The 24,303-nt window shown below is 73.5% G+C and carries 25 protein-coding genes; 14 read left to right on the forward strand and 11 right to left on the reverse strand.

All coding sequences use genetic code 11. The annotated features are described in order from the left end of the window. Positions 1 to 45: 45 nt before the first annotated feature. On the reverse strand, positions 46 to 489 hold the full coding sequence (locus J2X68_RS28060; protein ID WP_310435362.1) for an ATP-binding protein: 444 nt from the start codon (positions 487 to 489) through the stop codon (positions 46 to 48). Positions 490 to 680: 191 nt separating this feature from the next. Between J2X68_RS28060 and J2X68_RS28065 the strand changes: the two genes are divergently transcribed. The 3 genes from J2X68_RS28065 (at position 681) to J2X68_RS28075 (ending at position 3,169) form a co-directional block, all read left to right on the forward strand. Continuing rightward, positions 681 to 911, forward strand: coding sequence for a hypothetical protein (locus J2X68_RS28065; protein ID WP_310435363.1), 231 nt, complete (start codon positions 681 to 683; stop codon positions 909 to 911). A gap of 49 nt (positions 912 to 960) precedes the next feature. Beyond that, complete coding sequence (locus J2X68_RS28070; RefSeq protein WP_310435364.1) at positions 961 to 2,445, forward strand: aminotransferase class I/II-fold pyridoxal phosphate-dependent enzyme; 1,485 nt, start codon at positions 961 to 963, stop codon at positions 2,443 to 2,445. Between the two features lie 271 nt (positions 2,446 to 2,716). Then, positions 2,717 to 3,169: a cyclic nucleotide-binding domain-containing protein gene (locus tag J2X68_RS28075; RefSeq protein WP_310435365.1), complete on the forward strand. Its 453-nt coding sequence runs from the start codon at positions 2,717 to 2,719 to the stop codon at positions 3,167 to 3,169. Between the two features lie 49 nt (positions 3,170 to 3,218). Here J2X68_RS28075 and J2X68_RS28080 read toward each other — a convergent pair whose 3' ends face one another. Together J2X68_RS28080 and J2X68_RS28085 are read right to left on the reverse strand one after the other, a co-directional pair. Continuing rightward, positions 3,219 to 4,523, reverse strand: coding sequence for an MFS transporter (locus J2X68_RS28080; RefSeq protein ID WP_310435366.1), 1,305 nt, complete (start codon positions 4,521 to 4,523; stop codon positions 3,219 to 3,221). A gap of 126 nt (positions 4,524 to 4,649) precedes the next feature. Further along, positions 4,650 to 5,264 (reverse strand): LysE/ArgO family amino acid transporter, encoded by a 615-nt coding sequence (locus J2X68_RS28085; protein ID WP_310435367.1) that lies wholly within the window; start codon positions 5,262 to 5,264, stop codon positions 4,650 to 4,652. Positions 5,265 to 5,341: 77 nt separating this feature from the next. On the opposite strand from J2X68_RS28085, the gene J2X68_RS28090 reads away from it, so the two are divergent. Beyond that, a complete protein-coding gene (locus J2X68_RS28090) occupies positions 5,342 to 6,244 on the forward strand; it encodes a LysR family transcriptional regulator ArgP (protein WP_310435368.1) in 903 nt (300 codons plus the stop codon). Here J2X68_RS28090 and J2X68_RS28095 read toward each other — a convergent pair. Further along, positions 6,234 to 6,941 carry a TetR/AcrR family transcriptional regulator gene (locus J2X68_RS28095; protein WP_310435369.1) on the reverse strand — a complete coding sequence of 236 codons (708 nt, stop codon included), beginning with the start codon at positions 6,939 to 6,941 and terminating at the stop codon, positions 6,234 to 6,236. The genes J2X68_RS28090 and J2X68_RS28095 overlap by 11 nt on opposite strands. 276 nt (positions 6,942 to 7,217) lie before the next feature. Here J2X68_RS28095 and J2X68_RS28100 point away from each other — a divergent pair, with 276 nt between their 5' ends. Together J2X68_RS28100 and J2X68_RS28105 are read left to right on the forward strand one after the other, a co-directional pair. Further along, positions 7,218 to 8,432 carry a saccharopine dehydrogenase C-terminal domain-containing protein gene (locus J2X68_RS28100; RefSeq protein WP_310435370.1) on the forward strand — a complete coding sequence of 405 codons (1,215 nt, stop codon included), beginning with the start codon at positions 7,218 to 7,220 and terminating at the stop codon, positions 8,430 to 8,432. 102 nt (positions 8,433 to 8,534) lie between these two features. Then, positions 8,535 to 8,783 carry a WhiB family transcriptional regulator gene (locus J2X68_RS28105; RefSeq protein ID WP_310435371.1) on the forward strand — a complete coding sequence of 83 codons (249 nt, stop codon included), beginning with the start codon at positions 8,535 to 8,537 and terminating at the stop codon, positions 8,781 to 8,783. Positions 8,784 to 8,982: 199 nt separating this feature from the next. Here the strand turns inward: J2X68_RS28105 and J2X68_RS28110 are convergent, their stop codons facing one another. From J2X68_RS28110 to J2X68_RS28125, 4 genes are all read right to left on the reverse strand, one after another. Next, positions 8,983 to 10,845 carry a HAMP domain-containing sensor histidine kinase gene (locus J2X68_RS28110; protein WP_310435372.1) on the reverse strand — a complete coding sequence of 621 codons (1,863 nt, stop codon included), beginning with the start codon at positions 10,843 to 10,845 and terminating at the stop codon, positions 8,983 to 8,985. Then, positions 10,842 to 11,540: a response regulator transcription factor gene (locus tag J2X68_RS28115; protein ID WP_310435373.1), complete on the reverse strand. Its 699-nt coding sequence runs from the start codon at positions 11,538 to 11,540 to the stop codon at positions 10,842 to 10,844. Before J2X68_RS28115 ends, J2X68_RS28110 begins: the two co-directional genes overlap by 4 nt. Before the next feature lie 108 nt (positions 11,541 to 11,648). Continuing rightward, positions 11,649 to 11,885: a hypothetical protein gene (locus J2X68_RS28120; RefSeq protein WP_310435374.1), complete on the reverse strand. Its 237-nt coding sequence runs from the start codon at positions 11,883 to 11,885 to the stop codon at positions 11,649 to 11,651. Positions 11,886 to 11,945: 60 nt separating this feature from the next. Next, positions 11,946 to 13,364, reverse strand: coding sequence for a M1 family metallopeptidase (locus tag J2X68_RS28125; RefSeq protein ID WP_310435375.1), 1,419 nt, complete (start codon positions 13,362 to 13,364; stop codon positions 11,946 to 11,948). Between the two features lie 157 nt (positions 13,365 to 13,521). Between J2X68_RS28125 and J2X68_RS28130 the strand changes: the two genes are divergently transcribed. Then, positions 13,522 to 13,881 (forward strand): DUF488 family protein, encoded by a 360-nt coding sequence (locus tag J2X68_RS28130; protein WP_310435376.1) that lies wholly within the window; start codon positions 13,522 to 13,524, stop codon positions 13,879 to 13,881. Between the two features lie 179 nt (positions 13,882 to 14,060). Here the strand turns inward: J2X68_RS28130 and J2X68_RS28135 are convergent, their stop codons facing one another. Then, on the reverse strand, positions 14,061 to 15,734 hold the full coding sequence (locus J2X68_RS28135) for an FAD-binding dehydrogenase (RefSeq protein WP_310435497.1): 1,674 nt from the start codon (positions 15,732 to 15,734) through the stop codon (positions 14,061 to 14,063). A 26-nt stretch (positions 15,735 to 15,760) separates the two neighbouring features. After that, positions 15,761 to 16,405, reverse strand: a complete 645-nt coding sequence (locus J2X68_RS28140) for a TetR/AcrR family transcriptional regulator (protein WP_310435377.1) — start codon at positions 16,403 to 16,405, stop codon at positions 15,761 to 15,763. A gap of 144 nt (positions 16,406 to 16,549) precedes the next feature. Here J2X68_RS28140 and J2X68_RS28145 point away from each other — a divergent pair, with 144 nt between their 5' ends. The 3 genes from J2X68_RS28145 to J2X68_RS28155 all read left to right on the forward strand — a co-directional run bounded on the left by J2X68_RS28145 (position 16,550) and on the right by J2X68_RS28155 (position 19,315). After that, entirely contained in the window at positions 16,550 to 17,179 is a 630-nt protein-coding gene (locus J2X68_RS28145; protein ID WP_310435378.1) for an alpha-ketoglutarate-dependent dioxygenase AlkB, read from the forward strand. A 141-nt stretch (positions 17,180 to 17,320) separates the two neighbouring features. Further along, positions 17,321 to 18,070, forward strand: coding sequence for an MBL fold metallo-hydrolase (locus J2X68_RS28150; RefSeq protein WP_310435379.1), 750 nt, complete (start codon positions 17,321 to 17,323; stop codon positions 18,068 to 18,070). 9 nt (positions 18,071 to 18,079) lie between these two features. Next, the gene (locus J2X68_RS28155) at positions 18,080 to 19,315 is read left to right on the forward strand and encodes a DUF4032 domain-containing protein (RefSeq protein ID WP_310435380.1); all 1,236 of its coding nucleotides are present in this window, start codon (positions 18,080 to 18,082) and stop codon (positions 19,313 to 19,315) included. A 15-nt stretch (positions 19,316 to 19,330) separates the two neighbouring features. Here J2X68_RS28155 and J2X68_RS28160 read toward each other — a convergent pair whose 3' ends face one another. Continuing rightward, positions 19,331 to 20,203, reverse strand: coding sequence for a universal stress protein (locus J2X68_RS28160; RefSeq protein ID WP_310435381.1), 873 nt, complete (start codon positions 20,201 to 20,203; stop codon positions 19,331 to 19,333). Between the two features lie 61 nt (positions 20,204 to 20,264). Between J2X68_RS28160 and J2X68_RS28165 the strand changes: the two genes are divergently transcribed. From J2X68_RS28165 to J2X68_RS28180, 4 genes are all read left to right on the forward strand, one after another. Then, positions 20,265 to 20,621 carry a VOC family protein gene (locus J2X68_RS28165; RefSeq protein WP_310435382.1) on the forward strand — a complete coding sequence of 119 codons (357 nt, stop codon included), beginning with the start codon at positions 20,265 to 20,267 and terminating at the stop codon, positions 20,619 to 20,621. 144 nt (positions 20,622 to 20,765) lie between these two features. Next, positions 20,766 to 22,442 carry an FAD-dependent oxidoreductase gene (locus J2X68_RS28170; protein WP_310435383.1) on the forward strand — a complete coding sequence of 559 codons (1,677 nt, stop codon included), beginning with the start codon at positions 20,766 to 20,768 and terminating at the stop codon, positions 22,440 to 22,442. Continuing rightward, a complete protein-coding gene (locus tag J2X68_RS28175; protein ID WP_310435384.1) occupies positions 22,439 to 23,914 on the forward strand; it encodes an ATP-binding protein in 1,476 nt (491 codons plus the stop codon). The genes J2X68_RS28170 and J2X68_RS28175 overlap by 4 nt, the downstream gene beginning before the upstream one ends. Beyond that, a complete protein-coding gene (locus J2X68_RS28180; RefSeq protein ID WP_310435385.1) occupies positions 23,911 to 24,264 on the forward strand; it encodes a UBP-type zinc finger domain-containing protein in 354 nt (117 codons plus the stop codon). Before J2X68_RS28175 ends, J2X68_RS28180 begins: the two co-directional genes overlap by 4 nt. The last annotated feature ends 39 nt before the right edge of the window (positions 24,265 to 24,303 follow it).

Raw genomic sequence — 24,303 nt, forward strand, 5'->3', positions numbered from 1 at the left:
TTCACCGGCTCGCGTTCCCCGCTCCGGGCCCGGTCGGCGCCGACGTCAGAACACGGGCACGACGGCGGTGATGCGCTTGCCGCCGGACGGCAGACAGGCCACCTTGACGTTGCGGGCCAGCCGGCAGACGATCGGCCAGCCGCGACCGCCGGTGCGCTGCCGGCCCTGTTCGTCGAGCGGATCGTGGGTGACGGGCAGCCGGTCGCTGCGGTCGCTGACGGAGACGCGCACGGCGGGCCCGTCCATGTCGACGTCGAATCCCGTGATGCCGCCGCCGTGCAGGATGGCGTTGCTGGTCAGTTCCGAGGCGACGAGCAGGGCGTCCGAGAGCCCGTCCTCGTCGTACGGGCAGCCGCTGGTCCCGCATCGCCCGCTCACCGCCTGCCGTACGGCACTGCGGACGTCGGCCGGCCGGCACTGCTCGTGCCCGCCGTGTCCGAGGACGCCGTCCTGCGCGTTCCCCCGGTCGGTCGCGTCGTTCGTACGCATCCCTTCGCTCCCCTGACTGGTCCCGGCTGGTCGGACGGCCGCCCTCCGCGGCGGGTTGTGCGCCTCTCCCGCACCCGGCGCCCTGGGCCGCCGGACGGTGCGGTCGTCTCCTGTGCGGCTGGCCGCCCCCCGGGCGGCCAAACCTCCCGGACGAGGAGCATTCGTCTCCCCGATCCGGGTAGGCGGAGTGGATGACGGATGTGGTGGACTCGGACGAACTGCTGCGGCGCATCCAGCGGGCGAGGGCCTGCGCCCACGAGGAACTGCTGGCCTGGCGGGCCCGGAGCGCCGACCTCGCCCGGGCCGACGCGGGACGCGCGGACGACGCGCGCGACGCCCGGACCCGGGGGATCGCCTACGAAGCCGTGCTCAAGGTGCTGGACGAGATCGTGACGCCCGGCCGGAGCGCCGCGCCGCACTGACCGGCCGCCGGCCGGGATTGGCGCGGGTCGTCGCGGGCACCCGGGACGTATGGCTGCCGATCACACGCGAGCGCCCGTTCTGGAGGCCCTGGTCGACTACCGACGGCAGGGCCGGCTGTCGTTCACCCCGCCGGGGCACAAGCAGGCCCGCGGCGCCGACCCCGAGGTCCGGGCGGTGCTGGGGGACGCGGTCTTCCTCGGGGACGTGCTGGCGTCCGGCGGGCTCGACGACCGGCTGACCCGCAACCGGGTGCTGGAGCGGGCCGAGGAGCTGATGGCGGACGCCGTACACGCCGAACACACCTTCTTCTCGACCTGCGGGAGTTCCCTGTCCGTCAAGGCCGCGATGCTGTCCGTGGCCGGGCCGCACGAGAAGCTGCTGATCGGGCGGGACGCACACAAGTCGGTGGTGTCGGGGCTGATCCTGTCCGGGATCGAGCCCGTGTGGGTCGAGCCGCGCTGGGACACCGAGCGCCGCCTGGCGCATCCGCCGTCGGCCGCGGAGTTCGAGAAGGCCTTCGAGGCCCACCCCGACGCGAAGGGCGCCCTGGTCACCAGCCCCACGCCGTACGGCGCCTGCGCGGACCTGCGCGCCATCGCCGACGTCTGCCATCGCCGGTCGGTGCCGCTCGTCGTGGACGAGGCCTGGGGAGCCCATCTGCCCTTCCATCCGGACCTGCCCTCCTGGGCGATGGACGCGGGCGCGGACATCTGCGTGACCAGCATCCACAAGATGGGCAGCGGCCTGGAGCAGGGCTCGGTGTTCCATCTCCAGGGCGGACTCGTCACCCCGGAACTGCTGGACATGCGCGCGGACCTGCTGGGCACGACGAGCCCCTCGGTGCTGCTGTACGCGGGACTCGACGGCTGGCGTCGGCAAATGGCGCTGCACGGCGAGCAGTTGTTGGGCGCTGCTCTCGGACTGGCCCGGGAGGTACGGTCCGCGATCGAGGAGATCGACGGGATGCACGTCGAGGGCCGGGCGGACTTCTGCGGTCCGGGACTCGCCGACGACTTCGATCCGCTGCCGGTGGTGATCGACGTCCAGGGGCTCGGCATCTCCGGTTTCCAGGCCGCGGACTGGCTGCGCGAGCATCAGCTCATGGACATGCATCTGTCCGACCACCGGCGGATCGGCGCGCAGCTGACGCACGCCGACGACCGCGGAACGACCGGCGAACTGCTCGCCGCCCTCAAGGACCTCGCCCATGCCGCGCCGGACCTGGGCCCGGCCCCGCGGGTCGAGGTGCCGGCCCCCGCGGAACTGCGCATGGCGCAGGCGATGCTGCCCCGGGACGCGTTCTTCGGACCCGCGGAGAACGTGCCGCTGAGCGAGGCCGCCGGGCGGATCGCCGCCGAGATGATCACGCCGTACCCGCCGGGGATCCCGGCCGTCCTGCCCGGCGAACGGCTCACCGAGCCCGCGCTGCGCTATGTGGCCACCGGCCTGGCGGCGGGCATGAACCTCCCCGATCCGACCGATCCGGACCTGCGGACGATCAGGGTCGTCGCCCGGAACGCCGCGCCCGAGTGAAACAGGTCACGTGACCGGGTTTCAGGTGCACGAAATCTCCGCGAATGGTTTACGGTTCATTCATACCTGGTGAGCGGGGTCGAAGCGACTCCCTCCTCCGCGCACCACCCTTCGCTGCCCTGGCTGGCCTCCCCCGTCCAGCCAGGGCTTTTCCTTGCCCGCGTGGCCCGTGTGCGGAAAGTGCGGCCCGCCGAGGTGCCCGGGGCGTCGGCAGCGGCTGAAATGGGAAGGGGAAGCACCCCTACCGATCGTCGGCGAGGAGCTCCGGGCCATGACCAAAGCGACCAAACTGCTGACCGCGCTTCCCCCGCCCCAGCGTCAGCGTCTGATGACACTCGCCCGCGAGGTGTCCTTCCCCGAGGACGCCCGGATCTTCGACGCGGGCGGCACCGCCGACCGCTTCTGGGTGATCCGCTCCGGCGCGGTCTCGCTCGTCCAGCAGGTGACGTCCCTGCGGCGGGTCACCGTGGCGAGCCTCGGCGCCGGCGACCTGCTGGGCTGGTCGTGGCTCTTCCCGCCGTACCGGTGGGACTTCGGCGCCGAGGCCTTCAGCCCCGTCCGCGCCTACGAGTTCGAGGCGGCGCCGGTGCTCGCCCTGTGCGACGAGGACCCGGCACTCGGGATGTCGCTGATACGGATCGTGGCCGAGATCCTCGCGCACCGGCTGGAGACGACCCGCGGCAAGCTGATGGACCAGTACGGGGCGCACGGGCGCGGGGTGTAGGCCCCGCGCCGGGCTCAGACGCGGTACCGGCGCAGGAGCCGGGACGGGCTCAGACGCGGTACCGGCGCAGCGCGGGGACCGCGGCCGCCAGTCCCAGCATCGACACGACGACCAGCAGGCCGCCGCCCGCGACCGCGACGCGGGGCCCGAAGGCGGCGCCCGCCGTGCCGTGCAGGGCGTCGGCCAGCCGGGGGCCGCCCGCGACGACGACCGTGAAGACGCCCTGCATACGACCGCGCATCTCGTCGGTGGCGGCGGACAGCAGGATCGCCCCGCGGAAGACCATCGAGACCATGTCGGCGACACCGGCGCACACCAGGAACACCACGGCGAGCCACAGGCTGCCGCTCAGTCCGAACCCGGCGATGGCCGCGCCCCAGGCGACGACCGCGCCGATCACCATCCAGCCGTGCCGCCGCGCCCGGGAGAAGGTGCCGGAGAAAAGCCCGCCCAGCACCGCGCCGATCGGGATCGCCGCGAACAGCAGGCCGAGGGCGAGACCCTCGCCGTAGGGGGCGTACGTCTCGGCGGCGAGCTGCGGGAACAGGGCCCGGGGCATGCCGAAGACCATGGCGACGACGTCGGCGAGGAAGGACAGCAGCAGGACGTTGTGCCGGGAGATGTAGCGGAAGCCCTCCGCGATCTCGCGCACTCCGGCGCGCCGGGGGGTGGCGCTCGCCGGCGGCGGCAGCGCGGGCAGCCGGGCCACGGCCCACAGCGTCACGCAGAGTGCGACGGCGTCGAGGAGGTACAGCTCGGGCAGGCCGACGACGGGGATCAGCGAGCCCGCGAGCAGCGGCCCGGCGACCAGACCGGTCTGCATGACGGTCGAGCCGAGGGCGTTGGCGGCGGCGAGTTCGTCCGCCGGGACCAGCCGGGCGATGGAGGCGTTGCGGGCGGGCGCGTTGAGGCCGAAGAACGCCTGCTGGGCGGCGAGCAGCACCATCAGCACGGCCACCGAGCCGAGCCCCGAGACCGCCTGGAGCCAGAACAGCACCGAGGTGACCGCGATACCGCTGTTGGTGACCAGCAGCAGCTTGCGCCGGTCGACGGTGTCGGCCACCGCGCCGCCCCACAGCGCGAACACCACCATCGGCACGAGCCCGGCGAGGCTCGCGTAGCCGACCCAGGCGGAGGAGCCGGTGATGTCGTAGATCTGCTTGGGCACCGCGACGGCGGTGAGCTGGCTGCCCACGGCCGTGACGATGGTCGAGGACCACAGGCGCCGGTAGGCGGGCCGGCGCAGCGGCCGGGTGTCCATCGCCCAGCGGCGCCAGCCGCGCCGGGGCCGGTCCCCGGGACTCGGATCGGCCTCCTCCGCCTCGGGTGCCGTGCTGCTCTCGCTCGTGTCCACGCGATTCCTGGTTGCTCGATACATCTTTCGGTCCGGAGGTCACTATCCCAGCACCTGCGGCGCTTTACTCGCCCAGTGGACAGGTCATCTCGGATTCCGGACGGATCGGGGCGGACCCGTGACGGATCAGGCCCCGGCGACGAGCGTCACGCCGAGGACGATCATCGTGGCCGCGACGAGCCCGTCCAGGACGCGCCAGGCGGCCGGCCGGGTCAGGAACCGGCCGAGCAGCCGGGCCCCGAAGCCCAGCGCGGCGAACCAGCACAGGCTGGCGAGGGCGGCTCCGAGACCGAAGGTCCAGCGCAGCGGGCCGCGGTCGGCGGCGACGGAACCGAGCAGGAAGACCGTGTCGAGGTAGACGTGCGGGTTGAGCCAGGTCAGCGCCAGACAGGTCAGCACCGCCCGGCGCAGGGAGCCCGTGCTCTCCCCCTCGGCCACCAGGGCGCCCGTGGGGCGGAGCGCCCGCCGCGCGGCCAGCGCCCCGTAGCAGAGCAGGAACAGGCCGCCGATCCAGCCGACCGCGGTCAGCGCCCCGGGCCAGGCCACCACCAGCGCGCCCACCCCTCCCACACCCAGGGCGATGAGCAGCGCGTCGGACAGGGCGCAGATCCCGACGACGGCGAGGACGGCGTCCCGGCGGACGCCCTGACGCAGGACGAAAGCGTTCTGGGCGCCGATGGCGACGATGAGCGACAGACCGGTGCCGAATCCGGCGACCGCGGCGGTGAGGGTGTGGGACATGACGTCCACGCTAAGGAAGCGATCACTGCACGTACAGCTAAAGATTCTTACGTATCATTAGCTTTCGTGATGACCCGATGATGACGGACCTTCCGCTCGACCAGGTGCGCACCCTGCTCGCGGTGGTGGACGAGGGCACCTTCGACGCGGCCGCCGCCGCCCTGCACGTGACGCCGTCGGCGGTCAGTCAGCGCGTGAAGGCCCTGGAACAGCGCACGGGCCGGGTGCTGCTGCTGCGCACCAAGCCGGTGCGGCCCACGGAGTCGGGCGAGATCGTCATCCGGTTCGCCCGCCAGCTCGCCCGGCTCGAACGGGACACGCGGTCCGAGCTGGGCATGAGCGGCGAGGGCGAACCCGCCCGGGTCACGGTCGCGGTGAACGCGGACTCGCTCGCCACCTGGTTCCTGCCGGCCCTGACCCGGGTGCCGCGGGAACCGCGGTTCTGCTTCGAGCTGCACCGCGAGGACGAGACCCGCACGGCGGAACTCCTGCGGGAGGGGCTGGTGATGGCCGCGGTGACCTCGTCGCCCGAGGCGGTGACCGGCTGCTCCGTGCGGGCCCTGGGCACGATGCGCTACCTGGCCGCCGCGACCCCGGACTTCGTCGCGCGCCACCTGGGCGACGGCCCGCTGCACGAGACCCTCGGCCGGGCGCCGGTGATGACCTTCGACCGGAGCGACGACCTCCAGGACGCCTTCGTGCGCGGGCTGAGCGCTGGCTCCCACGGCGCGAGTCAGGTACGCCAGGCCGTGCCGACCTCGGAGGGTTTCGTGGCCGCCGTGGTCGCGGGCCTGGGGTGGGGCATGGTGCCCGAGGTGCAGGGCGGCCCGCTGCTGCGCTCCGGCCGCCTGGTCCCGCTGGCCCCCGAACGCCCGCTGGACGTCCCGCTGTACTGGCAGCAGTGGAAGCTGGACTCCCCGGCGCTGGCGGCCGTCGCGGACGCGGTGGCGGCGACCGCGGCCGAGGCGCTCAGGAGCTGAGCCGGTCCAGCGTCGCCTGCGCGCTGTCCAGCAACATCTCCAGCGCCGCCGGGTAGGCGCTGGTCACCATGCGGGCCGACAGCAGCGGGGCCGCCTCGGCGATCCGGGGATGGGTCTCGGCGGGCAGCCGGGCGTACGTCGAGCGCCACATCGCGTCGTCCGCGCGCTGCGCGGCCCGGGGCAGGGCCAGGGAGGCGGCCTCCAGGGCCGCGAAGGCCAGGGTCTGGTCGATGAAGACGTGGTAGATCCGCACGGTGTCGGCCGGCGGGAACCCGGCGCTGCGCAGCACGTCGAGAACAGCCTCGTCGGCGGCGAGTTCGTTGGCCCGGCCGCTGACCCGGCTCGCGGTGAGCTGGGCGGCCTGCGGGTGGGCGACGTAGGCGGCGTGGATGCGCAGCCCGACGGTGTGCAGATCCGTGCGCCACTCCCCCGTCGGCCGCCAGCCCCGCAGCGCCTCGCCGACGAGCGCGTCGCCGATGGCCAGGGTCAGCTCGTCCATGCCGCGGAAGTACCGGTAGAGGGTGCTCGGATCGCAGTCGAGGGCGATGCCGAGGCGGCGGGCGCTGAGCCCGGCGCTGCCGTGTTCGCGCAGCAGGCGCAGCGCCGCCTCGACGATCAGCCGCTCGGACAGCACGGTGCCGCTCCTGGTGGGCCGGCGACGGCGCCGCTTCTCCTCGGGTACCACCTGCTTGGCCACGCCTCGCCCCTCACTCCTCGTCCGCGCCCTGCGCACAGCACTCGGCGCTCAGCGCTCCGCTCGCGGTCCTGCCGTGCCGCGGGCTTTGCTTGCGGTACCGCAAGGCCTTGCGGACGTGCGGCCCTGCCGTGCCGCGCGTCGCCGGGCGGCGGGCGCGGACCCGCCTCACTCTTATGCCAACGCCATTGACCTTACGCCCGGGCGCGGCGTTGTATCGCTCTCAGGGCCCCCCTTCGCACCACCTCGTTCGCATCCCCAGCCGAGGGAGTTCTCCTCATGCGTGTCCTTCTCGTGGGCGCCGGCGGTGTAGGCACCGCCATCACCCGGATCGCCGCCCGCCGCCCGTTCTTCGAGGCGTTCGTGGTCGCCGACTACGACCCCGCCCGGTCCGCCGCCGCCGTCGCCGCGCTCGACGACGACCGCTTCCACGCCGAGCGCGTCGACGCCGGTGACATGGCGGCCGTGGCCGACCTGCTCGCCCGCCACCGCTGCGACGTCCTGCTCAACGCCACCGACCCGCGGTTCGTGATGCCGCTGTTCCACGCGGCGCGCAGCGCCGGGGCCACCTATGTCGACATGGCGATGTCGCTGTCGCGGCCGCACCCGGACCGGCCGTACGAGGAGTGCGGGGTCCGGCTCGGCGACGCGCAGTTCGCCGAGGCCGACGACTGGGCCGAGGCGGGCGCCCTGGCACTGGTCGGCATGGGGGTCGAGCCGGGGCTGTCGGACGTCTTCGCCCGCTACGCCGCCGACGAACTCTTCGACGAGATCGAGGAGATCGGCGTCCGCGACGGCGCGAACCTCACCGTCGAGGGCCATGACTTCGCGCCCTCCTTCAACATCTGGACCACCATCGAGGAGTGCCTCAACCCGCCGGTGGTCTACGAGGCCGACCGGGGCTGGTTCACCACCGCGCCCTTCAGCGAACCCGAGGTCTTCGACTTCCCCGAGGGCATCGGGCCGGTGGAGTGCGTGAACGTCGAGCACGAGGAGGTGCTGCTCGTGCCGCGCTGGGTGAAGGCGCGCCGGGTCACCTTCAAGTACGGCCTGGGCAACCAGTTCATCGAGACCCTCAAGACGCTGCACCTCCTGGGGCTGGACCGCACCACGCCGGTGACCGTGCCGAGCGCGTCGGGGCCGGTACCCGTCTCGCCCCGGGACGTGGTGGCCGCCTGCCTGCCCGACCCGGCGACCCTGGGCGAGCTGATGCACGGCAAGACCTGCGCGGGCACCTGGGTGCGCGGCGTGAAGGACGGCGCGCCGCGCGAGGTGTACCTCTACCACGTGGTCGACAACCAGTGGTCCATGGCCGAGTACGGCAGCCAGGCCGTGGTGTGGCAGACCGCCGTCAACCCGGTGGTGGCCCTCGAACTGCTCGCCACGGGCGCGTGGTCCGGCGCGGGCGTCCTGGGCCCCGAGGCCTTCCCGCCCCGCCCGTTCCTCGACCTGCTGACGGCGTACGGCTCCCCGTGGGGGCAGCGGGAGCAGTGAACGTTTTCCGGGCTCATCCTGTTTCACCGTCCCGCCTCCGGAGACCCGATCACGAGCAACGCATCCGGAAAGGCACAGACGACGAGATCGCAGGTGACTTCGATGGACGACTGGCGAGAGCACGCCGAGTGCCGCCACGAGGACCCCGACCTCTTCTTCCCGATCGGTACCTCCGGTCCGGCTCTGCTCCAGACGGAGCAGGCGAAGGGGGTCTGCCGACGCTGCCCCGTGCGCGAGCAGTGTCTGGAGTGGGCCATGGAGACGGATCAGACCCTCGGGGTCTGGGGCGGCACGAGCGAGAACGAACGGCGCGCCCTCAAGCGGCGCATCAGGGCCCGGCGCAGTGCGTGAAGGGCGCCCGGTCCGGGAGGGCGGGCGCCGCGCGCGGCCGGCCGGGCGGCTCCGGGGCCGAAGACCCCTGCCCGAGCGGTACACCCACCGGCCGTTCCGGCGCGGCGACGCCCGCGCCGGAACGGCCGGTGGCACGTCGGCCGCCCCGGTCGCTCCGGTCGGCCGGAGCGACCGGGGGACAGGGCGCCCCGGCGCTCTCCTAGGCGTCTGCGGGCGCAGCCGCCGCGGGCAGTCGCAGGGTGAAGACGCTGCCCGCGCCCGGGGTGCTCGTCGCCCGCGCCGTGCCGCCGTGGGCGTCCGTCAGCTGGCGGACGATGGGCAGGCCGAGACCACTGCCGCCGGTGCGGCGGCTGCGTGACTTCTCCGCCCGCCAGAACCGCTCGAAGACGTGCGGCAGATCCTCGGCGGCGATGCCCGAGCCGGTGTCGGCGACCTCCAGGACGACGCACCCGCCGTCTCCGCGGGCGGTCAGGGTGACCGCCCCGCCGGGCGGGGTGTGACGTACCGCGTTGGTGACGAGGTTGCCGAGCGCCTGCCGCAGCCGCACCGGGTCGGCGTCCAGCCAGGGAACCCCCTCGGTCCCGGTGCGCAGGCGCACGCCCGCCGTGTCGGCGGCGACCCGGTGGGCGGCGGCGACCTGGGCGAGCAGATCGTCGGCGGGCACCGGTTCACGGTGCAGCCGCAGGGTGCCCGCGTCGGCGGCCGCGAGGTCGCGCAGGTCGTCGATGACGCGCTGGAGGACCAGCGCCTCCTCGTGCAGGGCGCCGAGCAGCTCGGTGTCGGGCTCCACCAGGCCGTCGCGGGTGACCTCCAGCCATCCCCGGATGTTGGTGAGCGGGCTGCGCAGTTCGTGGGCCACATCGCTGACCAGCGCCTTGCGCTGGGCCTCCAGCCGTTCCCGGCGTTCGGCCAGGTCGTTGAAGGCCTCCGCCAGGATCCCGGTCTCGTCGCGTGTCGTGACGGGCACACGCGCGTGCCGGTCCGGGGGCTGCTGAGCGGCCTCGGTCAGGGCGCGCAGCGGCCGGACCAGGCGGGTGGCGACGACGGCGGTGACGGCGACGGTGACGGCCAGCACCAGCCCGGCCGCGCCGGCCACCTTGGCCTTGTTGGCCGGGGACATGACCCAGCGGGGAGCCGCGCCGTCGTCGCCGACGCCGAGGAACAGTTCGGCGACCGGGGCGGCATAGGGGTCGAGCTGGGCGCGGCGGGCGGTCTCGAAGCAGGTCTGGGCCGCGCGCAGGGCCGTCTTCGCGTCCTTGCCGCCCGGGTCCCCGTCGGCCACCATCTTGGCGACCACGGGCGCGAGGGTGAGACGGCCGGACGGGCCGGGCACGGCCGTGCCGAAGAGCAGCGGCATGCCGGGATCCAGCCCCGCTCGGGTCAGACAGCCGCCGGCCCGGACCTGAAGCGCGGTCAGCGCCTTCTGCTCCGTGGGCGCGGGGGTGTCGAGCCGCCCGTCGCACTCGTCCAGCGCGTATCCGGGGACGGCGGTGGAGTCGGCGGCGGTGACGAGCGGGCGTCCGCTCGGGCTGTGCGTGACGGTGGTGTCGACGCCGTAGCGGGAGAGGCAGCGCTGCCGGGCGCGGGCCGAGGCGTCGAGCTTCTCGCGTTCGAGCGGGGTCAGCCGGTAGGGGCCCACCACCCGCGGGTCGGTGCCGCTCAGCTGCGCGCCCGGCTCGCTGTAGGTGTCGGTGCGCAGCGGGTCGACGGTGGCTGCGGCGCGCGGTGGCAGCGGGGTGCCGCGCGGTGCCGAGTCGGCCAGGGGCGTGCGGTCGGCGGTGGTCAGGGCGATACGCCGGCCGGTGCGCGCGGACAGGTCACGGACCGTCGCCCGGACACCCGTCCAGTCGGGGTGGGTGGCCGCGTAGCCGCTGAGCCGGGCGAGGATGTCCATGTCGTCGGCGAGCGCCTGGCCCTGCTCCTCCCGCAGCGCGCGGGTGGTGGTGGTGACGGCGAGCCAGGCGGTGGCGGCCACCGAGCACACGGCGATCAGGACGGACGCGATCAGCAGACGGACCAGCAGGCGCTTGCGCAGCGGTATGCGGGCGCGGCCGCGGTTCACGCGTGGCCGCCGCTGAGCTTGTAGCCGACGCCGAACACCGTCAGCAGCCGCACGGGTCTGCGCGGGTCGGCCTCGATCTTCCGGCGCAGGTTCATGATGTGCACGTCTATCGCCCGTTCGGTCGAGGCCCGGTCGAAACCTCGGGTGCATTGGAGCAACTGCCGCCGGGAGAAGACCCGTTCGGGCTCCGTGGCCATGGCCAGCAGGATCTGGAACTCGGCCGGCGTGCACTCCACGGGCTCTCCGGCGCAGCGCACCTCGTGCCGCTCGGGATCGACGGCGAGCCCGGCGGCCCGGACGACGGGGTCGTCCCGCCGGTCGGCGCCGGCCCGCCCGCTGCGCCGCAGGACGGTGCGGATGCGGGCCATCAGCTCACGCGGGCTGTAGGGCTTGGTCATGTAGTCGTCGGCGCCCAGTTCCAGGCCGAGCAGCACGTCGTCCTCGCCCGCCCGGGCGGTCAGCATCAGCACCGGGATGTCGTCGTCGCGGCGCAGCACCCGGCACACCCCGAAGCCGTCGACGACCGGCAGCATGAGGTCGAGGACGACGAGGTCGGGCCGGTCGCGCCGCACCGCGTCCAGCGCGGCCGCGCCGTCGTGCACGACGGTGGCGGTGTGCCCCTCGGAGAGCAGCGAGCGGCGGATGAGTTCGGCCTGCATGGCGTCGTCCTCGGCGACCAGTACGTGAGCGCACACGCGACAACTCCGTTTCTCGGCGGGCCAGAGAGGCATGGTCGCCCATGACGACCACGGCGTGCGGGGCGGGGTCCGGGGCGAGGAGCGGCGCCCTCGTGTGCTCCTCGGCTACGCCGACGCGGCCGTGGGCGGGACCGCCCTGGTCACGGCGGCCCGGATCTGCGTGCGCCGGCCGGGTGTACGCGCCGGTGCGGCCCCGGCGGAGACCGCGGGGGCGGGTGAGCCGGACGCGGGCGGGGCGGTGGCGCCGGGCCGGTGGTCCGGTACGGCCGCGGCGCCGCCGCCGTGTCCGGTGCGCGGGAGGGACACGGCGAGCGGCACGCCCCGGCGGCGAAGGGTGATCATCGTCCGACCTTCTCCGACGGATGTGAGGAACCCGTCAGGTTCCGCGGGCCGTCCGGACGTTCACGGCCTGCCGGGCTTGCCCCGGCCGTGGAGCCAGGTCCCGAACAGCGCGTCGAGGTCCCGCCCGGACACCCGTTCCGCGAGCCGCTCGAACTGGGCGGTGGTGCCGTGGCCGTAGCGGTGCGCGGCGGCCCAGGCCCGCAGGACGCGGAAGAAGGCGCGGTCTCCGACGGTGGTGCGCAGGGCGTGCAGGGTCATGGCGCCGCGGGCGTAGACGGGGGCCCCGAAGATGTTCGCGCCGCTGCCGGGGTCGCCGGGCGGGAACGCCCACAGGCCGTCGGTGGCGGGGCGGGCGTAGAGGGCGTCGAAGGCCTGCTGGGCGGTGTTGCCCCCGTGCTGCTCCTCGTAGAGCCACTCGGTGTAGGTGGCGAAGCCCTCGTTCAGCCAGATGTCCTTCCAGGAGGTGAGGGAGACGGAGTCGCCGAACCACTGGTGGGCGCTCTCGTGGACGAGGGTGCCGAGGTCGGGCGCCCGGTCGTACACGGGCCGCGACTGGGTCTCCAGGGCGTAGCCGACGTCCGGGGCGTGGTCGACGATGGAACCGGCGGCGCGGAACGGGTAGGGGCCGAACAGCGTGCTCTCCCACTTCAGCACGGACGGCAGCCGCTCCAGGACGGGCGCGGCGGCCGCGGCCTCCCGCGGGTCGACGGCGTCGTAGACCCGCAGGCCGTCGGGGGTCGTGTACTGCGTGATCCGGAACTTCCCCACGGTGGCGGTCGCGAGATAGGCGGCCATGGGTTCGCTCTGGCGCCAGCGGTAGGTGGTCCGTCCGTTCGTGGTGCGCCGGCCGAGCAGGACGCCGTTGGCGACGGCCGCGCGGTCCTCGGGGACGGTGATGGTGAAGTCGTAGGAGGACTTGTCGAGAGGGTGGTTGTTGGCCGGGAACCAGGTCATGGCGCCCTGGGGCTCACCGGCGACGAAGGCCCCGTCGTCGGTGGGGATCCAGCCGTCGGGCGAGCCGTCGGGGTCGGTGACGGGGCCGGGGGTGCCGTCGTAGGTGACGGTGACCTGGAACCGCTCGCCCGCGCGCAGCGCGCGCCGCGGGGTGACGACGAGTTCCTGGCCGTCGCGCCGGTGTGCGGCCTTGACGTGGTCCACGGTGAGGCCGGTGACCTTCAGCCCCTGGAGGTCGAGGTCGAAGCGGGTGAGCCGCCGGTTGGCGCGGGCGGTGAGCACGGCCTTGCCGTCGAGGTGCCGGCTGCCCGGGTCGTAGCGCAGGGTCAGGTCGTAGTGGCTCACGTGGTAGCCGCCGTTGCCGGCGAGCGGGAAGTAGGGGTCGCCGACGCCTGCCGTGCCCGTCGGTCCTGCCGCGGTGGCGGGTCCGGCCGCCGTGAGCAGCGCCGCCAGGGCGACGGGGACGGTGAGGGCGACGGTGTCGCGGCGCAGCAGGGTGGTGGCGCGTCTGCGAGGGTGTGTCACGTGCGCTCCTGGGGGGGGGTGGCGTGTGATCAAACGTCCCCAGACTAGGGACCGGACGCCCCGGTCCTCGCCCTCATTCAGGTCAAGCCGAGCGGTGTCGGCGGGCGTTCGGCGGTTACGCTCGACAGGACCCTCCGACTCCGAGGACGGCCCGCCCATGAGTGTCCGTGTGCGTCGCGTCTACGACCCGCCCGAGCCCGACGACGGGGTGCGGGTCCTGGTCGACCGGCTGTGGCCGCGCGGGGTGTCCAAGGACGCGGCCCGGGTGGACGAGTGGCCCAAGGGCCTCACTCCGTCCACCGAGCTGCGTCGCTGGTACCACGCGGGCGAGGGGTCGTACGAGGAGTTCGCGCGGCGCTACGAGGCGGAGCTGGCCGAGCCCGAGGCGGCCGGACTTCTCGACCGGTTGCGCGGGTCGGTCCGCGAGGGGCCGGTGACGTTGCTGACGTCCGCGAAGTCCCCGGAGCACAGCCACACGGCGGTGCTGGTCCGCCTGCTGGAGGCGGACCGGGGCTGACGACCGGGAGGGCGTTCTCGGGGAACGGCCGGGAACGCGAAGGCCGTTCGCGCGGCCGGCCCCGCACGACCACGCCACCGTCCCACCCGTCGGCCCGCCCGTCGGCCCGCCCACCGGCCCGCCCGTCGAACCGTGCCTCGTCGCCGTCCGTCGACCCTGCCCGCCTACCCGCCAGCCCGTCAGCCTGTCTGCCGGGCCGCGGCCCGTCCCGCGGCCAGTCCCGAGAAGAGGCAGCCGCCGAGGAAGGTGCCTTCCAGGGCGTTGTAGCCGTGCACGCCGCCACCGCCGAAGCCGGCCACCTCACCCGCCGCGTACAGCCCCTCGACCGGCTGTCCGTCGGCGCCCAGGGCGCGCGAGTCGAGGTCGGTCTGGATGCCGCCGAGGGTCTTGCGGGTGAGGACGTGCAGTTTGACGGCGATGAGCGGGCCCGCCTCGGGGTCCAGGACGCGGTGCGGGGTGGCGACCCGGCCGAGCCGGTCACCGATGTAGCGGCGCGCGTTGCGGATGCCCTGGATCTGGGAGTCCTTGGCGTACGGGTTGGCCAGCTGGAGGTCCCGGGCCTTGATCTGCCGGCGCAGGGTGTCCACGTCGAGCAGCGCCTTCTCCGTCAGCCCGTTCATCTTCTCGACGAGCTTGTCGAGGGTGCCGGCGACGACGAAGTCCGCGCCGTGGTCGAGGAACGCCTGCACCGGCGCCGGAGCGCCCTTGCCCAGCAGCCGGTCGCGCAGGACGGCCTTGCGGTCCTTGGCGGTGATGTCGGGGTTCTGCTCGGAGCCCGAGAGCGCGAACTCCTTCTCGACGATCTTGCGGGTGAGGATGAACCAGGAGTGGTCGTACCCGGCGATGTCCTCGGTCGTCCGCAGGTATTTGAGCGTGTTGAGGGTGTCGTAGCCCGGAAGGCACGGGTCGGGCAGGCGGCGGCCCAGGGCGTCGAACCACAGGGAGGAAGGGCCGGGCAGGATGCGGATGCCGTGGCCGGGCCAGATCGGGTCCCAGTTCCGGATGCCCTCGGTGTAGTGCCACATGCGGTCGCGGTTGACCAGCCGGACACCGGCCTCGGCGCTGATGTCGAGCATGCGGCCGTCGACGTAGGCGGGGACACCGGTGACCATCTCGGCGGGCGGCGTGCCCAGCCGCTGCGGCCAGTAGCGCCGGACGATCTCGTGGTCGGCGCCGATGCCGCCGCTGGTGACGACCACGGCCTGGGCGGTCAGCTCGAAGTCGCCCGCGCGGTCGCGGTTGGAGGCGACGCCGCGCGCGGAGTCGTCGGGGGCGAGGACCGTGCCGCGCACCCCGCGGGCGGCGCCGTCCTCGATCACCAGCTCGTCCACCCGGTGCCGGTGGTGGAAGGTCAGCAGCCCGTCCTTCGACGCCTGCTTGGCGTACCGCACGAACGGGTCGACGACGCCCGTGCCGGTCCCCCAGGCGACGTGGAAGCGGGGCACGGAGTTGCCGTGTCCGTCGGCGCGCAGGTCGCCGCGTTCCGCCCAGCCGACGGTCGGCACGAAGGAGATCCCGTGCCCGGCGAGCCAGCTCCGCTTCTCCCCCGCCGCGAACTCGACGTAGGCGCGCGCCCAGCGCACCGCCCAGGAGTCCTCGTCGTCGGTGCGGTCGAACTGCGCGCTGCCCTGCCAGTCGTTCCAGGCGAGGTCGAAGGAGTCCTTGATGCCGAGGCGGCGCTGCTCCGGTGAGTCGACGAGGAAGAGACCGCCGAAGGACCAGAACGCCTGGCCGCCGAGGTTGGCGGCGTTCTCCTGGTCGACCAGGGCGACCCGCCGGCCCCTGCTGGTGAGTTCGTGCGCCGCGACCAGGCCCGCGAGGCCCGCTCCGACGACGATGACGTCCGCGTCCATGGCGTCCGCTGCCTTTCTCGAAGAGGTCATTCCGGGGTGCCGCTGCCGTCGGTCAGCAGCGCGGTGAGCAGTTGCTTCAGCCAGACGCGGGCACCCTCGACGTCCTTGTCCAGCAGCAGTTGGGCGGTGACTCCGTCGTAGGCGGCGACCACGGCGTGGGCCGCGCTGTCGACGTCCCCGAGCACGGCCGGCGGTTCGGCGAGGCCCCGGGCCCGGGCGAGCCGGTCGGCGATCGCCCGCCGCAGCCGGGCCCGGTGTTCGAGCAGCGTCTGCGCGACGTCCGGGGCGCGCGCCGCGTGCACCAGGAAATCGGTCTTCACCAGGAGCCAGTCCAGGTCGAGGAGGAGCACCTCGGTGACCCGGTCGACGGCGGCGGGCACGTCGAGGTCGGGTCCGTCGAGGGCGAGGGCCCCGGACACCTGCTCCGCGATCAGGTCGGCCCGTTGCCGGTAGAGGGCGAAGAACAGCTCGTCCAGGCTGTCGAAATTGGAGTAGAAGGCGCCCCTGCTGTATCCGGCGGCCTCGCAGACCTCCTCGATGGAGACCCGGCCGAAGCCCTTGGCGGCGAACACCGCGAAGGCGGCGTCGAGCAGCCTGGCCCGGGTGCGGACCCGGCGCCGGGTGACGCGCCCGGTCGTCCGCCCGGTCTGCTCGGTCTGCTCCGTCGCCATCTCGGACCTCCGTTCGATACGGGAATGTATCCGATACACCGATGTATCGAAAGCCCTCTCGAGCCAAGCCGCGACACAGACCGCGGCACCTGACACGGAACATCCGAAGGGAACATACTTTCGATTAAGGAGTAGGCTGGGACCATGACCGCGCACCACCTCCAGGGCTCCCTGTTCGACCAGGCCGACGAACTGCGCCTCGGCCCCCTCGACGGGCTCCGCCGGACCACGCTCGGCGCGGGCGCCTGGATCGACGTGCTACCGGGCTGGCTCGCCGGGTCGGACGCCCTGTTCGAGCGGCTGGCGACCGAGGTGCCCTGGCGTGCCGAGCGCCGGAAGATGTACGACAACGTCATCGACGTCCCGCGTCTGCTGGCGTTCTACGGAGTCGGCGAGGAGCTGCCCCACCCGGTGCTCACCGAGGCGCGCCGCGCGCTGTCCGCGCACTACGCCGAGGAGCTGGGCGAGCCCTTCGTCACCGCGGGCCTGTGCCACTACCGCGACGGCCGGGACAGCGTCGCCTGGCACGGCGACCGGATCGGCCGCGGCGCCCGGGAGGACACCATGGTCGCGATCCTCTCCGTGGGCTCCCCGCGCGACCTGCTGCTGCGCCCGGCGGGCGGGGGCGAGACGGTACGGCGTCCGCTCGGCCACGGCGACCTGATCGTGATGGGCGGCTCCTGCCAGCGGACCTGGGAGCACTGCGTCCCCAAGTCCACCCGGGCCGCCGGAGCGCGCATCAGCGTCCAGTTCCGCCCCGGCGGGGTGCGCTGAGGCGGAGCGGACGGCGCCTGTGCCCCCTCCTCCGCGGACGGGATTCCCGCCCGGCACGCAGGGAACCCCACCGGCCGCATCAGGGCGGTGATCTGCTTTGCTGTCCCCGTCGACGACGGATCTCCAGGACACGGGACGGCCATGCGGGCAGACGTACGGCAAGTGGCGGACGGCACCTACCTGGTGCACGGCAGCAACACCAACTGGGTGATCCTCACCGAGGGGGACGCCGTCACCCTGATCGACACCGGTTACCCGGGAGACCGGCAGCTGCTCCTGGACTCCCTGGCCGCCGTGGGCAGTTCACCGGAGGCCGTCACGGCCGTGCTGATCACCCACGCCCACAACGACCACCTGGGCTCCGCCGAGCACCTGCGCTCCGCGTACGGCACGCCGGTGTATCTGCACGAGGCCGAAGTGCCGCACGCCCGACGGGAGTTCCTCCAGCAGGTGAGCGTGGGCGAGGTGCTGAGGAACGCCTGGCGGCCCGGTGTGCTGCCCTGGATGGTGCACGCGCTGCGCTCCGGCGGCACCGAGCAGCACCCGGTGACCGCGCCCGAGGCGTTCCCCGGCGCCGGCGGCCCGCTGGACCTGCCCGGCCGGCCCGTCCCGGTGCACACCCCCGGCCACACCGGCGGTCACGCCGTCTTCCACCTCCCGCGGGTGGGCGTGGTCGTCTCCGGCGACGCCCTGGTGAGCGGCCATCCGACCTCCCGGCTGGCGGGGCCGCAGCTGCTGCCGGACATGTTCCACCACGAGCGCGCCCGGGCGGTGGAGTCCCTGGACGTCATCGAGGGACTGGCGGCCGACCTGCTGCTGCCCGGGCACGGCCCGTCGCACCGGGGGTCCGTGAAGGCGGCGGCCCAGCAGGCCCGCGAACGCGCCGTCTAAGGTCAGGCCATGGCTTTGCAGATCAGCGCCACCAACCCGGAGCATCCGGCACTCCTCCTGGAGCTGCCCTGGCACCTGCCCCTGGAGGAGTGGCCCGAGGAGGTCCTCGTCCCGCTGCCGCGCGGCATCTCCCGCCACGTGGTGCGCTACGCCCAGGCCGGCGACGAGGTGATCGCCGTCAAGGAACTCGCCGCGCGCCCCGCGCTGCGCGAGTACGAGCTGCTGCGCGACCTGGACCGGCTCGGCATCCCCGCCGTCGACCCGCTGGCCGTCGTCACCGGCCGCACCGACGAGGGCGGCGTCCCGCTGGAGTCCGTACTGGTCACGCGGCATCTGGGCGGCTCGATGCCGTACCGCTCGATGTTCGAGACGACGATGCGCCCGGCCACCATGCACCGGCTCATGGACGCCCTCGCCGTACTGCTGGTGCGACTGCATCTGGCCGGGTTCGCGTGGGGCGACTGCTCGCTCTCCAACACGCTGTTCCGCCGGGACGCGGGCGCCTACGCCGCCTACCTCGTCGACGCCGAGACCGGCGACCTGCACCCTCAGCTGAGCCCCGGCCAGCGCGACTACGACCTCGACCTCGCCCGCGTCAACATCAGCGGCGAGCTGCTCGACCTGGAGGCGTCCGGGGCGCTGCACCCCTCGGTGGACCCGATCGAGTTCGGCACCGAGATCTGCGCCCGCTACGGGGCGCTGTGGCAGGAGCTGACCCGCACCTCGGTCTACCCGGCGGGCAAGTACCACTACATCGAGCGCCGGATCCGCCGGCTCAACGAACTCGGCTTCGACGTCGCCGAGATGCAGATCGAGCACTCCCCCAACGGCGACACGGTCACCTTCGTGCCCAAGGTCGTCGACGCCGGCCACCACCAGCGCCAGCTGCTGCGCCTGACCGGTCTGGACACCGAGGAGAACCAGGCCCGGCGGCTGCTCAACGACCTCGAGAGCTGGATGGCCACCCAGGACGACTACGCCCCGGGCGACCCCCTCGCCGCCCGCCCGGAGGTGCTGGCGCACCGCTGGGTGCGGGACGTCTTCCGGCCCACCGTGCGCGCGGTCCCGCTCGAGCTGCGCGGCTCCATGGACGCGGCGGAGATCTACCACGAACTCCTCGAACACCGCTGGTACCTCTCGGAGCACGCGCAGCACGACATCGGCCTCGACACCGCCGTCGAGGACTACATCACCAGGATCCTGCCCAAGGCCCGGGAGACCCTGGAGCCGACGATCCCGGAGTGAGCCGGCCGGAGTGACTCAGTCGTGGGGCACGACGGCGACCGGGCAGTCCGCGTGGTGCAGGACGCCGTGCGCCACCGAGCCGATCCGGGCGCCCACGGCCGTGCGGTGGGCGCGGCGGCCGACCACCATCAGCTGCGCCCGCCCGGACACCGACAGCAGCACCTGCCCTGCGCTGCCCATCTCCACGTGTTCCACCACCGGCACGTCGGGGAACCGCTCCCGCCACGGCCGCAGGGCGTCGGCCAGCGCCTTCTTCTCGTACGGCTCCAGGCCGCCGGCGTCGTCGAGGAGCTTGAGCGAGCCGGGGCTGTAGGCGAACACCGGCGGGAGCGTCCAGGCCCGTACCGCGCGGACGCCCGCGCCCCGGGCGGCCGCCGTCTCGAACGCGAAGCGCAGCGCGGGGGCGCTGTCCTCGGGCTCGCCCTGCTGGCCGACGACGATCTCGTGGCCGGCGACCTCGGACGACGGCTGGTCTCCGGCGCGGACCAGCACGACCGGACGCGCGGCCTCGGCGATCACCTGCTGTCCGACCGAGCCGAGCAGGAACCCGACCACGGGGCCGTGTCCGCGTGAGCCGAGCACGAGCAGTTCCGCCTCCGCCGCGGCGGCGACGAGCGTGTCGACCGGGCTGCCCTCCCCGACGTCGGCGGTGACGGCGAGCCCGGGGTGCCGCTCGGCGACCGCCGCGACGGCCTGCCGGACGGAGTCCCGCACCCACCGCTCCTGGGCGTCCCGGTCCGCCACCTCGGCCGCCGCGTTCGGCTGGAACCGCCAGGCGTGCACCACCCGCAGTTCCCGGTCGCGCCGGACGGCCTCGCGGGCCGCCCAGGCGAGCGCCGCGAGACTCTCGTCCGTCCCGTCGACCCCTGCCGTGATCGGGACCGTCATCCCGCCGCCTCCTCGTGTCGTGATCACATCCGTCGGCCCCAGTCTTCACTACGCTCCGGTCATGGCACTCGAGTGGGAGCAAGTGGTCGTCGACTCGGCCGACCCGGTGGCGCTGGGGCGCTGGTGGGCCGCGGCCCTCGGGTGGGTCGTGATCCACGACGCGGCGGACGAGTACGAGATCCGGCCCGGACGGGACCGGCCGCCGGGTCTGATCTTCGTCCCGGTGCCGGAGGGCAAGACCGTCAAGAACCGGCTCCACCTGGACTTCCGGCCGGAGGACCAGCAGGCCGAGGTCGCCCGCCTGCTGTCCCTGGGCGCCCGCCGGGCGGACGTCGGACAGGGCGAGCAGCCGTGGGTGGTGCTGGTCGACCCCGAGGGCAACGAGTTCTGTGTGCTGGGGGCGCGGCGGCCGTCTTGACCGTGTGTGCCCTGTCCTGTCCTCGCAGCGCACGGTCCGGAGGTATGCCGCAGCGGACCGGCGCGATCGAACATACGATGGGCGGAGCCGGCGCGGGCTTCGCCGTGCCGCCGTGAGTGACGACCCTCTCGGGGTGGGAGACGTATGGCACAGGCCGCCGATTCGGCGCGGACCGTCATCCTGACCGTGGACGACGACCCGGGGGTCTCCCGTGCCGTCGCCCGTGACCTGCGACGCCGCTACGGCGGCTCCTACCGGATCGTGCGCGCCGAGTCCGGGGAGTCCGCGCTGGAGGCGCTGCGCGAGCTGAAACTCCGCGGCGATCTGGTGGCCGTCATCCTCGCCGACTACCGGATGCCGCAGATGAACGGCATCGAGTTCCTCGAACAGGCCCTGGACGTGTACCCGGGCGCCCGTCGCGTGCTGCTGACCGCGTACGCGGACACGAGCGCGGCGATCGACGCGATCAACGTCGTCGACCTCGACCACTATCTGCTGAAGCCGTGGGACCCGCCGGAGGAGAAGCTCTACCCGGTCCTGGACGACCTGCTGGACGCCTGGCGCGCCAGCGACCACCGGCCGGTGCCCGCGACGAAGGTGGTCGGGCACCGCTGGTCGGCGCGGTCGTCGGAGGTGCGGGAGTTCCTGGCCCGCAACCAGGTGCCCTACCGCTGGTACTCCGCCGACGAGCCGGAGGGGCAGCGGCTGCTGGCGGCGGCCGGGGTCGACGGGCAGCGGCTGCCGCTGGTGGTGACCGCCGACGGCACGCCCCTGGTCGAGCCGGACGCGCCCGAGCTGGCCGCCCATGTGGGACTGGCGACGACGCCGACGGCCGACTTCTACGACCTGGTGGTGATCGGCGGCGGCCCGGCCGGGCTCGGCGCGGCGGTGTACGGGGCCTCCGAGGGCCTGCGCACGGTGCTGGTGGAGCGGTCCGCGACCGGTGGCCAGGCCGGTCAGAGCTCCCGCATCGAGAACTACCTGGGCTTCCCGGACGGCGTGTCCGGGGCCCAGCTCACCGACCGGGCGCGGCGGCAGGCCTCCAAGTTCGGCGCCGAGATCCTCACCGCGCGCGAGGTCACCGGGCTCGAGGTCAACGGCTCCGCGCGCGTCGTGCGGTTCTCGGACGGGTCGGCGGTGGCCGCGCACAGCGTGATCCTCGCGACGGGCGTGTCCTACCGGCAGCTGGCGGCGCCGGGCTGCGACGACCTGACCGGCTGCGGGGTGTTCTACGGGTCCGCGCTCACCGAGGCCTCCTCCTGCCAGGGGCAGGACGTCTACATCGTGGGCGGCGCCAACTCGGCCGGCCAGGCGGCCATGTACCTGGCGCGGGGCGCCAAGTCCGTCACGCTGCTGGTGCGCGGCGAGTCCCTGGCGGCCTCGATGTCGTACTACCTGATCCAGCAGATCGACGAGTCGCCCAACATCACCGTGCGCCCCGGCACGGTCGTCGACGCCGCGCACGGGGACGGCCACCTGGAGCAGCTCACACTGCGGGACGTGACGACCGGCGCGACCGAACTCGTCGACGCGCAGTGGATGTTCGTGTTCATCGGCGCGGCGCCGCTGACCGACTGGCTGGACGGCACGGTGCTGCGCGACGAGCGCGGGTTCATCCTCGCCGGGCCCGACCTCACGCCGGACGGGCGGCCGCCCGCGGACTGGGCGCTGGACCGGCCGCCGTACCACCTGGAGACCAGCATTCCCGGTGTGTTCGTGGCGGGCGACGCGCGCGCCGAGTCCGCGAAGCGCGTCGCGTCCGCCGTAGGAGAGGGAGCCATGTCCGTGATGCTCGTCCACCGGTATCTGGAGCAGTCATGAGCGGGCAGCCGATGCCGTGCAGCCCCACCGAGATCAGCTCGCTCTTCCTGTTCGAGAAGCTCTCCCCGGAACAGCTGGGACGGCTGTGCAGCGAGGGCCGGGTGGAGAGGTTCGAGCCCGGCCCGGTGTACACCGAGGGTGATCCGGCGACCTGCTTCTACGTGATGGTCGAGGGCACGGTCGTGCTGTACCGCCGGGTCGGCGGGGACGACGTCGAGGTGAGCCGCACCTCGCAGCGCGGGGTGTACGCCGGGGCCATGCAGGCCTACCTGGGGGACCAGGTGCCGCAGGTCTACAACAACTCGATGCGGGTGACCGAGCCGACGCGGTTCTTCGTGCTGCCCGCCGAGTCGTTCTCGGCCGTCATGCGGGAGTGGTTCCCGATGGCGGCGCACCTGCTGGAGGGGCTGTTCTTCGGCTCGAAGAACACCCAGCGCGCCGTCGGACAGCGTGAACGGCTGCTGGCCCTGGGCTCGTTGTCGGCGGGCCTGACGCACGAGCTGAACAACCCGGCCGCGGCGGCGGTCCGTGCCACCGCGACGCTGCGGGAGCGGGTGGCGAAGATGCGGCACAAGCTGGCCGTCATCGCCTCCGGGGCGTACGACGCGGAGGCGCTGACCCGGCTGATCGAGATCCAGGAGCGGACGGCCGAACTGGTCGCCAAGGCACCGGTGCTGAGCCCGCTGGAGGCCTCCGACCGGGAGGACGAACTCACCGACTGGCTGGACGACCACGGCATCCAGGAGGGCTGGCGGATCGCGCCGACGTTCGTGCAGGCCGGGCTGGGCGTGGACTGGCTGGAACAGGTCGCGGCCACCGTCGACGAGGACACCCTGCCGGGCGCGATGGGGTGGCTCAACTACACGGTCGAGACCGAGCTGCTGATGGACGAGATCGACGACTCCACCAGCCGCATCTCGCACCTCGTCGACGCCGCCAAGCAGTACTCCCAGCTCGACCGCGCCCCCTACCGGGTGGTCGACGTGCACGAACTCCTCGACAGCACCCTGCTGATGCTGTCGGGCAAGATCGGGCAGCGCATCGAGGTCGTCAAGGACTACGACCGCGCGCTCCCGGCGATCCCGGCCTACCCGGCGGAGCTCAACCAGGTGTGGACGAACCTCGTCGACAACGCCGTCTTCGCCGTCAACAGCGCGGGCGGCGACGGCACGTTGACCGTGCGCACGGCCCGCGAGGGCGATCGGCTGCTGGTGGAGTTCCGCGACACGGGCCCCGGCATCCCGGCGGACGTCCGGGGCCGCATCTTCGACCCCTTCTTCACCACCAAGCCGGTGGGCGAGGGCACCGGGCTCGGCCTGGACATCTCCTGGCGGATCGTCGTCAACAAGCACCACGGCAGCCTCCAGGTGGAGTCGGTGCCGGGCGACACCCGCTTCCAGGTGCTGCTGCCGCTGACCGCTCCCGATCCCGAGAGCACACCCGACCCCGAGACCGCCGAGGAGCCCGTATGACCGACGTAGACCCCATCGACCCGAGCGTCCCGCCCAGCAGCGCCGGCTGCGTGGACTGCGACGCGTCGGGCGGCTGGTGGTTCCACCTGCGGCGCTGCACGAGCTGCGGCCACGTCGGCTGCTGCGACTCCTCCCCCGCGCAGCACGCCACCGCCCACTACAAGGCGACCGGGCATCCCCTCGTGCGCAGTTTCGAGCCGGGCGAGGAGTGGTTCTGGGACTACTCCACCGACGAGCTGTACGAGTCGGGGCCCGAGCTGGCCCCGCCGGCCAGTCACCCCGCGGACCAGCCCGTGCCGGGTCCGGCCGGGCGGGTGCCGGAGGACTGGGCGCGCTCGCTGCACCGCTGAGGGCGGGCCGCCCGGATCGTGCGCACGGCTCCGTTCCTG

The sequence above is a fragment of the Streptomyces sp. 3330 genome (assembly GCF_031456635.1).
Classification (GTDB): domain Bacteria; phylum Actinomycetota; class Actinomycetes; order Streptomycetales; family Streptomycetaceae; genus Streptomyces.

Coding starts and splice junctions, on each gene's coding strand:
- J2X68_RS28175 (WP_310435384.1), top strand. CDS start 22,439: ATGAGCGGGCAGCCGATGCCGTGCAGCCCCACCGAGATCAGCTCGCTC.
- J2X68_RS28145 (WP_310435378.1), top strand. CDS start 16,550: ATGACCGCGCACCACCTCCAGGGCTCCCTGTTCGACCAGGCCGACGAA.
- J2X68_RS28180 (WP_310435385.1), top strand. CDS start 23,911: ATGACCGACGTAGACCCCATCGACCCGAGCGTCCCGCCCAGCAGCGCC.
- J2X68_RS28060 (WP_310435362.1), bottom strand. CDS start 489: ATGCGTACGAACGACGCGACCGACCGGGGGAACGCGCAGGACGGCGTC.
- J2X68_RS28135 (WP_310435497.1), bottom strand. CDS start 15,734: ATGGACGCGGACGTCATCGTCGTCGGAGCGGGCCTCGCGGGCCTGGTC.
- J2X68_RS28085 (WP_310435367.1), bottom strand. CDS start 5,264: ATGTCCCACACCCTCACCGCCGCGGTCGCCGGATTCGGCACCGGTCTG.
- J2X68_RS28120 (WP_310435374.1), bottom strand. CDS start 11,885: ATGATCACCCTTCGCCGCCGGGGCGTGCCGCTCGCCGTGTCCCTCCCG.
- J2X68_RS28165 (WP_310435382.1), top strand. CDS start 20,265: ATGGCACTCGAGTGGGAGCAAGTGGTCGTCGACTCGGCCGACCCGGTG.
- J2X68_RS28170 (WP_310435383.1), top strand. CDS start 20,766: ATGGCACAGGCCGCCGATTCGGCGCGGACCGTCATCCTGACCGTGGAC.
- J2X68_RS28150 (WP_310435379.1), top strand. CDS start 17,321: ATGCGGGCAGACGTACGGCAAGTGGCGGACGGCACCTACCTGGTGCAC.
- J2X68_RS28160 (WP_310435381.1), bottom strand. CDS start 20,203: ATGACGGTCCCGATCACGGCAGGGGTCGACGGGACGGACGAGAGTCTC.
- J2X68_RS28065 (WP_310435363.1), top strand. CDS start 681: ATGACGGATGTGGTGGACTCGGACGAACTGCTGCGGCGCATCCAGCGG.
- J2X68_RS28140 (WP_310435377.1), bottom strand. CDS start 16,405: ATGGCGACGGAGCAGACCGAGCAGACCGGGCGGACGACCGGGCGCGTC.
- J2X68_RS28105 (WP_310435371.1), top strand. CDS start 8,535: ATGGACGACTGGCGAGAGCACGCCGAGTGCCGCCACGAGGACCCCGAC.
- J2X68_RS28070 (WP_310435364.1), top strand. CDS start 961: ATGGCTGCCGATCACACGCGAGCGCCCGTTCTGGAGGCCCTGGTCGAC.
- J2X68_RS28130 (WP_310435376.1), top strand. CDS start 13,522: ATGAGTGTCCGTGTGCGTCGCGTCTACGACCCGCCCGAGCCCGACGAC.
- J2X68_RS28100 (WP_310435370.1), top strand. CDS start 7,218: ATGCGTGTCCTTCTCGTGGGCGCCGGCGGTGTAGGCACCGCCATCACC.
- J2X68_RS28090 (WP_310435368.1), top strand. CDS start 5,342: ATGATGACGGACCTTCCGCTCGACCAGGTGCGCACCCTGCTCGCGGTG.
- J2X68_RS28155 (WP_310435380.1), top strand. CDS start 18,080: ATGGCTTTGCAGATCAGCGCCACCAACCCGGAGCATCCGGCACTCCTC.
- J2X68_RS28075 (WP_310435365.1), top strand. CDS start 2,717: ATGACCAAAGCGACCAAACTGCTGACCGCGCTTCCCCCGCCCCAGCGT.